This is a genomic window from Aquabacterium sp. UBA2148, assembly GCF_002328915.1.
Taxonomy (GTDB): domain Bacteria; phylum Pseudomonadota; class Gammaproteobacteria; order Burkholderiales; family Burkholderiaceae_C; genus Aquabacterium; species Aquabacterium parvum.
In genome coordinates, this window is record NZ_DCXA01000096.1 from 1 (window position 1) to 10572 (window position 10572).

At 67.1% G+C, this 10572-nt stretch carries 8 protein-coding genes, 1 pseudogene and 1 riboswitch; of the genes and pseudogenes, 4 read left to right on the top strand and 5 right to left on the bottom strand.

Annotated features, from left to right (window positions below; translation table 11 throughout):
- The 3 genes from B2W70_RS05130 to B2W70_RS05140 all read right to left on the bottom strand — a co-directional run.
- A partial coding sequence (locus tag B2W70_RS05130; RefSeq protein ID WP_286743519.1) for an SAM-dependent methyltransferase occupies positions 1–427 on the bottom strand: 427 nt, incomplete at its 3' end.
- A 127-nt stretch (positions 428–554) separates the two neighbouring features.
- Positions 555–2018 (bottom strand): adenosylhomocysteinase, encoded by a 1464-nt coding sequence (ahcY, locus tag B2W70_RS05135; RefSeq protein WP_286743521.1) that lies wholly within the window; start codon positions 2016–2018, stop codon positions 555–557.
- Positions 2019–2133: 115 nt separating this feature from the next.
- Positions 2134–2236: riboswitch (S-adenosyl-L-homocysteine riboswitch) on the bottom strand.
- A 23-nt stretch (positions 2237–2259) separates the two neighbouring features.
- Positions 2260–3363: a GGDEF domain-containing protein gene (locus tag B2W70_RS05140; RefSeq protein ID WP_286743524.1), complete on the bottom strand. Its 1104-nt coding sequence runs from the start codon at positions 3361–3363 to the stop codon at positions 2260–2262.
- A gap of 134 nt (positions 3364–3497) precedes the next feature.
- Here B2W70_RS05140 and B2W70_RS05145 point away from each other — a divergent pair, with 134 nt between their 5' ends.
- Both B2W70_RS05145 and B2W70_RS05150 read left to right on the top strand, forming a co-directional pair.
- Entirely contained in the window at positions 3498–4226 is a 729-nt protein-coding gene (locus tag B2W70_RS05145; protein ID WP_286743525.1) for a PEP-CTERM sorting domain-containing protein, read from the top strand.
- Between the two features lie 180 nt (positions 4227–4406).
- Complete coding sequence (locus tag B2W70_RS05150; RefSeq protein WP_286743527.1) at positions 4407–6032, top strand: peptide chain release factor 3; 1626 nt, start codon at positions 4407–4409, stop codon at positions 6030–6032.
- A 63-nt stretch (positions 6033–6095) separates the two neighbouring features.
- Here the strand turns inward: B2W70_RS05150 and B2W70_RS05155 are convergent, their stop codons facing one another.
- Positions 6096–6872 (bottom strand): GntR family transcriptional regulator, encoded by a 777-nt coding sequence (locus B2W70_RS05155; RefSeq protein ID WP_286743529.1) that lies wholly within the window; start codon positions 6870–6872, stop codon positions 6096–6098.
- Between the two features lie 120 nt (positions 6873–6992).
- Between B2W70_RS05155 and B2W70_RS05160 the strand changes: the two genes are divergently transcribed.
- Positions 6993–7907 (top strand): hypothetical protein, encoded by a 915-nt coding sequence (locus B2W70_RS05160; RefSeq protein ID WP_286743531.1) that lies wholly within the window; start codon positions 6993–6995, stop codon positions 7905–7907.
- Between the two features lie 37 nt (positions 7908–7944).
- On the top strand, positions 7945–8934 hold the full coding sequence (locus B2W70_RS05165; RefSeq protein WP_286743533.1) for a ribokinase: 990 nt from the start codon (positions 7945–7947) through the stop codon (positions 8932–8934).
- A 37-nt stretch (positions 8935–8971) separates the two neighbouring features.
- Here B2W70_RS05165 and B2W70_RS05170 read toward each other — a convergent pair.
- Positions 8972–10198 (bottom strand): annotated as a pseudogene (locus B2W70_RS05170) (HD-GYP domain-containing protein); the annotation flags it as partial.
- Positions 10199–10572 lie beyond the last annotated feature (374 nt).

Here is a 10572-nt window from a genome sequence, read left to right on the forward strand (position 1 = left end):
TGTCTTCGAGCTCGCGGGCGTTGACGTTCTCCAGGCAGACCACGCGGGCGTCGGCCTGGAGCTTGTCGTGGAGCTGGCCGTGGCCGACCTCCACGCCGACCACGCTGGCCGCGCCTTGCGTGAGCAGCACGTCGGTGAAGCCGCCGGTGCACTGGCCCACGTCCAGGCAGTGCATGCCGGACACGTCGAGCCCGATGTGGGACAGAGCGCCTTCGAGCTTGAGCCCCGCGCGAGACACCCAGCGCAGCTCATCGTCGTTGGTGACGCGCAGCTGCGCGTCTTCGGGCAGGTCTTCACCGGCTTTGCGCAGCTTGGTCCAGCCCTTGGGGCCAAGCCATTGCGCGGCACCCGCTTCCACCAGTCGGTGGGCGGCAGAACGGGTTGGCGCGTGGCCCCCGGCGACGAGCAGTTGGTCGGCTCTTGGCATTCAATTCCTTTTGCGCGCGGCCTGTGCGTGCCGCGCGGTTTGATCCAGCAACCACCGCGGAACCGGCTTGGCCGGGCCGCTGGTGGTGCCCCCGGAGAGGGGGACCGCCGAAGGCGGTAGGGGGAGATCAATAACGATAGGTATCGGGCTTGTAAGGGCCCTGCTTGGACACGCCGATGTAGGCGGCCTGCTCGTCGCTCAGCTCGGTCAGCTGGGCGTTGAGGGTCACCAGCTGCAGGCGCGCCACCTTCTCGTCGAGGTGCTTGGGCAGCACGTAGACCTTGCCGTTTTCATAAGCGTCAGGACGCGTGAACAGCTCGATCTGGGCGATGGTCTGGTTGGCGAAGCTCGACGACATCACGTAGCTGGGGTGGCCCGTGCCGCAACCCAGGTTCACCAGGCGGCCCTTGGCCAGCATGATGATGCGCTTGCCCGGCTTGCCATCCACGCTCGGGAAGATCACATGGTCGACCTGCGGCTTGATCTCTTCCCACTGGCACTTGACCTCGGCTTCGGCCACGTCGATCTCGTTGTCGAAGTGACCGATGTTGCAGACGATGGCGTTTTCCTTCATCGCTTGCATGTGCTTGTAGGTGATGACGCTCTTGTTGCCGGTGGCGGTCACGAAGATGTCGGCCTTGTCGGCGGCGTAGTCCATGGTGACGACGCGGTAGCCTTCCATGGCGGCCTGCAGGGCGTTGATGGGGTCGATCTCGGTCACCCACACCTGGGCGCTCAGGGCGCGCAGGGCCTGGGCCGAGCCCTTGCCCACATCGCCATAGCCAGCGACCACAGCGATCTTGCCGGCCACCATCACGTCGGTGGCGCGCTTGATGCCGTCGACCAGCGATTCGCGGCAGCCGTACAGGTTGTCGAACTTGCTCTTGGTGACCGAGTCGTTGACGTTGATGGCGCGGAACAGCAGCGTGCCCTTGGCGCTCATCTCGTTGAGGCGGTGCACGCCGGTGGTGGTCTCTTCGGTCACGCCGATGATCTCGGCGCCCTTGCGGCTGTACCAGGTGCCGTCAACGGCCAGCTTGGCCTTGATGGCGGCAAACAGGATGCGCTCTTCTTCGCTGCCGGGGTTGGCCAGCACGGACGGGTCGGTCTCGGCCTTCTTGCCCAGGTGCATCAGCAGCGTGGCGTCACCACCGTCGTCCAGGATCATGTTGGGGCCTTCGCCCTTGGTGCCCTTGGCGCCGAATTCGAAGATGCGGTGGGTGTAGTCCCAGTAGTCTTCGAGCGACTCGCCCTTGTAGGCGAAGACGGGCGTGCCCTTGGCCACCAGGGCGGCGGCGGCGTGGTCTTGCGTCGAATAGATGTTGCACGAGGCCCAGCGCACTTCGGCGCCCAGGGCCTGCAGGGTCTCGACCAGCACGCCGGTCTGGATGGTCATGTGCAGCGAGCCGGTGATGCGCGCGCCCTTGAGGGGCTGGCTGGCGGCGTATTCGCGACGGATGGCCATCAGCGCGGGCATCTCGTGCTCGGCGATGGTGAGTTCCTTGCGGCCCCAGTCGGCCAGGGACATGTCGGCGACGACGCAGTCGACGCCTTGGTGGGAGGTTTCGAGGTTCTTCAACACAGCGTTCATGACTCAGCTCCGAAAGAGTTCTGAAAGCCGCCGTGCGCTGCCGGGAGGGGGAACAACTTCAGCGCCGACGAAACGTGGGAACGTGAAGCAGGAATGACTCACCCAGCGGGACACATGCGGGTGAGCGCCGTTGCAAATGGAGAGGCTTTCGAGCCTGGGGCCTGCGGGTCGCGCCGTGGTGGACAGCGGGACGGGGCCTTGCAACGCTCCTCGAAAGTGGCGCGATTATAGGCACAAGCACTCAGGCTTGTCCTGCGAGAACCACACGGTTTCGACCGGCTTGTTTGCCCTCGTAGAGCGCGCGATCGGCCCGCATGAGGGCCTGCTCGATGCTTTCGCCAGGTCTCAGCTCGGCCAGACCCAAGGTGATGCTCAGGCCGAGTTGGCGACGGCCCTCGACTTCGACCAGCGCCAGCACGGCCCTGCGCAGTCGGTCGGCCACCTGCTGCGCCTCGTCCAGCTCGGTGCCGGGCAGCAACACCAGGAACTCTTCGCCACCCCAGCGCGCCACGTGATCGACCTCGCGCACCCCGTCGCGCAAAACCTGGGCAATCGCACGCAGCGCACCGTCGCCGACGGCGTGGCCGTGCTGGTCGTTGATGCGCTTGAAGTGATCGATGTCACCCAGCAGGAGGCTCAAGGGGCGCCCTCCGCGTTCGACGACGGCGGCCTCGTGCTGGGCCACCTCCATCATGAAGCGGCGGTTGCGCAACTGGGTCAGGGGGTCGGTGCAGGCCAGCTCGTGCAGGCTCTGCTCGGCACGCGAGACCAGGCGTTGGTAGACCGTGGCCAACACCCCCAGCATGAGCAACACCGTGGCCAGGTTGATGTAGTGCAGCCCATCGATCAAAGGCGCGGGCACGGCCACGGCTGGCGTGGCTTCGCGGTAGACCAGGTCAAGGCCAAGGTACAGCAGCGCGACGGCACAAGCCAATATGAATCTGAGCGAATAGCGATAGTAAGCACTCACAATCACCACAGGGATGACCAACAGCAGGTAGTGGTGAAAGCCCGCCGCCCAGCCGATGATCGCCGTGGCAACCACCCCATGCAGGAGCACTTCCAGCACGATCAACAAGGTGGCCAGCGTGAGCCGGCCGCGCCTGATCAGGATGGCCGTCAGCACATAAACCAAGACGCTGGCGACGTTGGCCAGCGCCAGCGCCGGCACCTGCACACGCAGAAACAAGCCGATGAAGCCCAGGTGAGCCAGCCCGGCGATGACGCTGACGACCAGCATCAGGCGCGCGAACACGCTCGCGCCCGAGTCAAGGCGACCCGGGTCAGCCGGCTTGCGCTCCATGCGGTCCATCGCGCCCATTTTCTCTTTGAAGATTCGCTGCATCAGATGTCGACCCGGGCTTGGCGAACTTGAGTCAGCGTGAGCCGCCCGGCGCAAAAAGCGGCCCAGCGATTCACGGCCGGTTCACGGGAGAACCCTAGATTCAAGGGCTTCAGCACGCCTTTACTGGAGTTTCCATGAAGTCCTTCGCCCTGTCCGCCATCACCCTCGCCCTGACCGTGGGTGCCGCCCAGCTCGCCCACGCCGAGGTCATCACCCAATGGTCGTTCAACTCCATCACGCCCGATGGCGCCACCGGCACCGGCAGCGCCCTGCCCTCCGTCGGCGCCGGCAGCCTGAGCCTGATCGGTGGCGTCACCACCCCCAGCTTCAACAGTGGCGTCGGCTCGTCCGACCCGGCCGCCAGCGACAACTCCGGCCTGCAGACCACGACCTATGGCGCGCAAGGCAGCGGCAACGCCACCCGCGGCATCGAAGTCAAGGTGGACGCCTCCGGCTTCGAAGACGTGGTCTTCAGCTACGACCTGCGCCACAGCAACACCAGCTCGCGCTACGAGCTGGCCCAGTACTCGCTGGACGGTGTGAACTTCATCGACTACGCCGTGTTCGACAGCGGCCTGGGCGACACCTGGTTCAACGCCCGCACCATCGACCTGTCCAGCATCGCAGGTGCGGACCACAACGCCAACCTGGCGTTCCGCGTGGTGGCCACCTTCGCGCCGGGCACCTCGGGCTACCTGGCCTCGGACGCCACCAAGACCTTCGCCGGCTCGGGCACCTGGCGCTTTGACATGGTCAGCGTGTCCGGCACGGCCTTGCCGGTGCCCGAGCCCACCAGCGCCGCCGCCGCCCTGGCAGGTCTGGCCGCCATCGGCTTCCTGGCCCGCCGCCGCCGCGCCGCTTGAGCGCATCCAGTACCAACAACAGCCCTGGCGTCCCCAGGGCTGGCTGGTTCGGGCGCCGCCGGGGCGAGGTCTGCCCCCGCCAACGCCTCGCCTCTTGGCGTGCACGGGCCCCTCACCAACTGGCGCGCGGCCCCCTCATCGGCTAGCATCGCGGGTTTTCCTCGGCCCGGAGCCTTTGCCGTGTCCACCTCGCCTTTTGCCCCCGAAACCGGGCGCCGCCGCACCTTCGCGATCATTTCCCACCCGGACGCCGGTAAAACGACGCTGACGGAAAAGCTGCTGCTGTTCTCGGGTGCCATCCACATCGCCGGAGCCGTCAAGGGCCGCAAGGCCTCGCGCCACGCCACCTCCGACTGGATGGAGATCGAAAAGCAGCGCGGCATCTCGGTGGCATCGTCGGTGATGCAGATGCTCTACCGCGAGCACGTGGTCAACCTGCTCGACACCCCGGGCCACAAGGACTTCTCGGAAGACACCTACCGCGTGCTGACCGCGGTGGACTCGGCCCTGATGGTGATCGACGCGGCCAACGGCGTCGAAGCACAGACGCGCCGCCTGATCGAGGTCTGCCGCCAGCGCGACACGCCCATCATCACCTTCGTCAACAAGATGGACCGCGAAGGCCGCGACCCGCTGGAGCTGCTCGATGAAGTCGAGCAAGAGCTGGGCATGCCCTGCGTGCCGATGACCTGGCCGGTGGGCCAGGGCAAGCTGTTCGGCGGCATCGTCAACCTGCGCTCGAAGTCGATGCGCCTGTTCGACGCCGGCGCCGACAAGCGCGGCGAAGACGACGAGGTCGTCTCGCTGGACGAGCGCGACAAGCTCGCCGAGCGCTTCGGCCACGAGTGGGAGCTGGCCGAGCAGAACATGGAATTGATGGCCGAAGCCGCGCCAGCGTTCGATCTGGAGCTGTTCCTGGCCGCCAAGCAGACGCCGGTGTTTTTCGGCTCGGCCGTCAACAACTTCGGCGTCCAAGAAGTGCTCGACGCCCTGGTGGACCTGGCGCCCTCTCCCCGGCCCCGCTTCAGCACCGAAAAAGACGGCAGCAAAAAAGAGATCGTGCCCGAGATGGAGAACTTCTCCGGCGTGGTCTTCAAGGTGCAGGCCAACATGGACCCGTCGCACCGCGACCGCATCGCCTTCGTGCGCGTGTGCTCGGGCAAGTACACGCCCGGCATGAAGCTCAAGGTGCAGCGCAACGGCAAAGAGCTGCGCCCCACCTCGGTGGTGACCTTCCTGTCGCAGCGCCGCGAGGCGGTCGACGAGGCCTTCGCCGGCGACATCATTGGTTTTACCACCCACGGTGGCGTGCAGCTGGGCGACACCATCACCGATGGCGTGACCCTGCAGTACACCGGCCTGCCCTTCTTCGCGCCCGAGCTGTTCCAGACGGTGGAACTGGCCAACCCGATGAAATCAAAGCAATTGCAGGCAGGTTTGCTGCAATTGGGCGAAGAAGGCGCCATCCAGGTCTTCCGGCCTGAGGTCGGCGGCTCGATGCTGCTGGGCGCCGTCGGCCAGCTGCAGTTCGAAGTCGTGCAGCACCGCCTCAAAGCCGAGTACAGCGTGGACATCCGACTGATGCCTTGCCGCTTCACCGGCGCGCGCTGGATCACGGCCGACACGCCGGAGGCGCTCAAGAAGTTCACCGATGAGAACGCGTCGAAGCTGGCGCTCGACGCGGCCGACACGCTGGCCTACATGATGACCTCGGCCTACGACCTGCGCCTGACGGCCGAGCGCCACCCGCTGGTGCACTTCCACCCGCTGCGTGAGCACGCGGGCCTGAGCCTGTCCAGCCAGTGAACCGGTTGGCGAGCGACGCGCCGCGCGGTGCGCCTGCTTCGCCGGGGCCCGGACTCACCGAGCTCAGGGCTTCATCGCGTGCCGGTAGGCGTAGGCATCGCCCCGGAAGGTGCCCTCCACGTACTCCACCAGCTGCCCGCTGCTGGCGTAGGTGTGCCGTTTGAGCAGCAAGCAAGGCCCAGGTCGCTCGAAGCCGAAGACGCTCGTTTCTTCGGCGTCGCTCATCACTGCCTCCACGCTCTGCTCAGCTCGTTCGAGCTCGATGCCACAGGCCTCCTTGAGCAGGCCATAAGCCGAACCCTGCCCGTCCCAATCGGCCAGCTCCGGCGCGGCCGTCAGGTCGTACCAAGCCACCTCGCGTGACATCGGGCAGCCATCGGCCAGGCGCACCCGCGTGATCTGCAGGAACTGCGCCGTCGAGGGGCGCTTGAACACCGAGGCCATGGTGCGGTCCAGCACGATGCGCCGCGACAGCACCTGCGTGCTCGGCACCATGCCCAGCTCCTCCATCTCCTTGGAGAAGCCCTTCAGGCGCGCCAGCTCGGGCGCCACGCGCGGCGTGTGGCGCACCACCGTGCCTCCACGCCCGTGGGTGCTGAGGTTCTGCGCCTCGCGCAGGTGGTCGTAGGCGCGCTTGACCGTGGTGCGGCTGACGCCCAACTCGGCCGCCAGCACGCGCTCGGCCGGCAGGTGCTGGCCTTCGGCGAGCACCCCCGCGCTCATCAACTGCGTGAGCGCATCGACCAGTTGCAGGTAAACCGGCTGCGCACGACCAGCATCCAGCTGCACCAGGCCAGACCAGCCGCCAGGCGGCACCGAGGGGGGCAAAACAGGGCTCATGGCAGATCACAAGGCATGCGTCGATTCTAGGGGTGGCCCCTTGCATCGACTTGTTCGATAGTTTGGTATCTTTTTGGACACCATAATGGCATCATGAAATCAAACCAATCAGGGAGGCCCATGGCCGTCTGCCCCACCACCCAAACCAGCCCCGTCGCACCGTTGCGCCCGGCCCTCGGCCTGATCCTGGCCGTGACACTCGCCGCCCCGGGCCTGAGCCTGGCCGCGCCCTTCCTGCCCAACCCGGCTTACCTGAACGCGAGCACCTTCACCGACGGGATCCGCCACACCACCAACCCGGTCGAGGCCCCGGTCGATTCGAAGCAATCCAGCATCGAAGGCGCCAACCTGGTCAGCCAACCCGTGCTCAGGCAAAGCTCGGACACCTTGCTGAGCAACGGCGCGCGCGCTCACGCCCAGATCGAGGCTTCCATGGGCGTGCTCAAGGGGAAACTGAGCACCCACTATGAAAAGGCCTTCGACGCCGACAGCGGCTTCGTGGACGCCATCTTCTCGACCTCCTTCGAGGACTTCATCGAGGTCACCGCGCCCGGGCTGGCAGAGGGCACACCCGTCACCTACACCTTCTCGCTGACCATCGACGGCACCAGCGGTGTGACCCCGCTGCCTGCTGCCCCCGGGGCGCTGGGCGTGGGCTTTGCGGCGTCCATGGGGCCGGCGTGGCTGTCACCGGTCCCCCGTGTGCGCACGATCGACTGGCAGATGTCGCAAGGCGACGGCGTTTTCAGCCAGACCTTCGAGGCCGTGGTGGGTGAACTGGTGCGTGTGCGCGGCACGCTGTTCGCCGGATCGCAAGCGGGCTTTCGCAACGGCACCAGCGATGCCTGGGCCGACTACATGAGCACCGCCCGCTTCAACCTGACGCCGAACGTGGCAGGCGCCAACACCGTGAGCGTGAGTGGCCACGACTACGCCGTCAGCGTGGTGCCCGAGCCGACCACCGCCATCCTGTTCGTGATGGGCATGCTCTACGCGCTGGCCGCCTGGCGTGGGCGGCTGCCGCACCTGGACTGAAGCCACCTAGACTGGGGCACCTGTTCTGCGCCCCGACATGTCAGACCCTTCGCCCCGGCCCGTCTTCGTCATCGGCAGCTTCGTGATGGCCTGCTGCTGGTTCACGCCTCGCCTGCCCGCGCGCGGCGAGCACGTGCACGCCGACGGCTTCCTGATGGAGCCTGGCGGCAAGGGGCTGAACGTGGCGGTGGGCCTGCGGCGCCTGGGTGCGCCCGTGCACCTGCTGCTCGGCGTGGGCGATGACATGGCCGCCCAGGCCCTGCTTGGCCGGCTGCGCCAGGAAGGCCTGAGCGACGCCCACGTGCACCGCTTTGCCGGCCCCAGCGGCCACGGCGTCGGCCTGATCGACCAGGCTGGCGACAACATCATCGCCGTGCACCCCGGCGCCAACCACCTGCTCGGGCGCGAGCACGCGCGGGCAGCCGCCGTTGACATCGCGGCATCGGCCGTGGTCTACGCTCAGTTCGAAGCGCCCGACGAGGCCATCGCCGAGGCCTTCCGGCTGGCGCGACAAGCCGGCGCCTCGACGGTGCTCAACCCCTCGCCCTGGCGCCCGATCGCCAGCGAGGTGCTGCAGCAGGTCGACACGCTGCTGCTCAATGAGCACGAGGCACGAGCGCTTTGGGGCGCGCAGACGGACGCAAGCGGGCCAACGAGTGCTCGGGACTCGGGAGAGGGCCTGAGCCCCGACGAATTCGAAGCGGTGCGGGCCTGGCGCCAGGCCCACCCCGGCGTTCAGCTCCTGGTCACGCTGGGTGAGGCGGGTTGCTGGCTCTGGCCAGCCGGCGCCGATGTGGACTCACCGCGGCATCACCCCGCGCGCCGTGTGCAGGCGGTGGACACCACGGGCTGCGGCGACGCCTTCGCGGCGGCCTGGTGCCAGGCGCTGGCAGCGGGGCTGGATGCCTCACCAGCGCTGCACCTGGCCACGTCGGCTGGCGCCTGGGTGGCGTCTCGGCAAGGGGTGCTCGGCGCCTTGCCATCGGGCGACGAGCTGAAGGCGTGGATGACGGGGGCAGGCCCTTGATCGAACGAACGAACGAGCGGGCGGTTGGGCGGGTGGCTCAGGCCGCGCCCTGCGGCAGCCAAAAATCGTCGAGGTTCTTGAAGCCCCAGGTGGAAGGGGCTTCACGCGAGACGATCTCGTCGCTCACGCGGCCCAGGTCCAGCACCTCGGGCACCAAGGGCTCGTTGGCCCGGGTCGAATAAAACACCTTGACCACCGGCTTGAGCAAAGAGCTGCCGCCCTGCTCCACGACGATGGCCAGACGCCCTGACTTGAGCTTGACCAGCGAGCCAACCGGGTAGATGCCCACGCTCTTGACGAAGGCCTGGAAGACCTTTTCGTCGAAGTGCCCCTCCTTGGCCCATTGCGCCATCTTGGTGATGGACTCGGAAGGGTCCCAGCCTGCCTTGTAGGGCCGGTTGGAGGTGATGGCGTCGTACACGTCGCAGACCGCGCCCATCTTGGCAAACAGGCTGATCTCGTCGCCCTGCAGGCCATGCGGGTAGCCCTTGCCATTGACCTTTTCGTGGTGGTGCAGGCAGACGTCCAGCGGCACCGGGCCCACGCCTTTGCCCTCGAGCAGCATGCGGTGGCCAGCCTCGGGGTGCGACTTCATGATGGCGTACTCCTCGGCGGTGAGCGCGCCGGGCTTGTTGAGCACCTCCAGCGGCATCATGGCCTTGCCCAGGTCGTGCACCAGGCCCGCCAGGCCGGCCTCGCGGCAATCGGCCTCACCCAGCCCGAGCTGCTTGCCCAGCGACACCATCAGGGCGCAAACCGCCACCGAATGCATGAAGGTGTAGTCGTCGCTGGTCTTCAGGCGCGCCAGGCTGACGATGGCGGCCGGGTTGCGCTCGACCGAGTCGGCGATGTCGGAGACCAGCGGCAGGCAGTGCTCCGTGTCGATCGCCTTGCCCAGGCGAACGTCGCGAAACAGGTTTTTCATCGCCGGGCGGGCCTGGGCGACGATCTTCGAGGCACGCCGGACCTCGTCCTGGAAGCCGGCGGCGGGCTGTCCTGCGGTCGGCTTCGCCCCCCGGTCTGGCACCCCCTCGGCAACGGCCACCGATGGCGGCGTCTCCAGCTCGGGCGGCGCCTCGGCGACGGGCTCGGCGGGCTGCGCCACCTCGATGTCCAGGCCCTTGGCCGTGTCGATCACGACGTAGGCCACGGCCTCGCGCAGCTGCGCCAGCTGCTTGTCGTCCACCACCTTGAACGCCCCCCGCCAGAACGGGTGCGACAGCCAGGAGCCCGGCACTTCGTGCACGAACATGCCAAGTCTGAGCTGGGCAGGGCAGGGGAGATTTTCCTGAGCATGGTGATCGGCGTGGAGGACAGACCGTTTGGAGGACCCATTCTGGCCGGCAGGGCCCGGATCGATCGCGGGAAAAATCGGCGCTCCAGACAGGAATTCCCGATCCGGCGCAGGAGAGTCGCCGAACAGCCCGTGAGCGGGCACCGTTCTATGGCGAGACGCCACCATGGGCCGCGAGGGCCATTGCGGTTCGGCGCCATTCGTGAAAAAGTACGCAGACTTGAAACAAAGGGGGATCACATGTCCAGCTTCCACCGCGTGGCGTTAGCCGCGCTCGCCCTGTCAACCAGCATCGGCGCCGCCCAGGCACAGGGCCTGTCGTACTCGATGGAGTCGTCACTGAC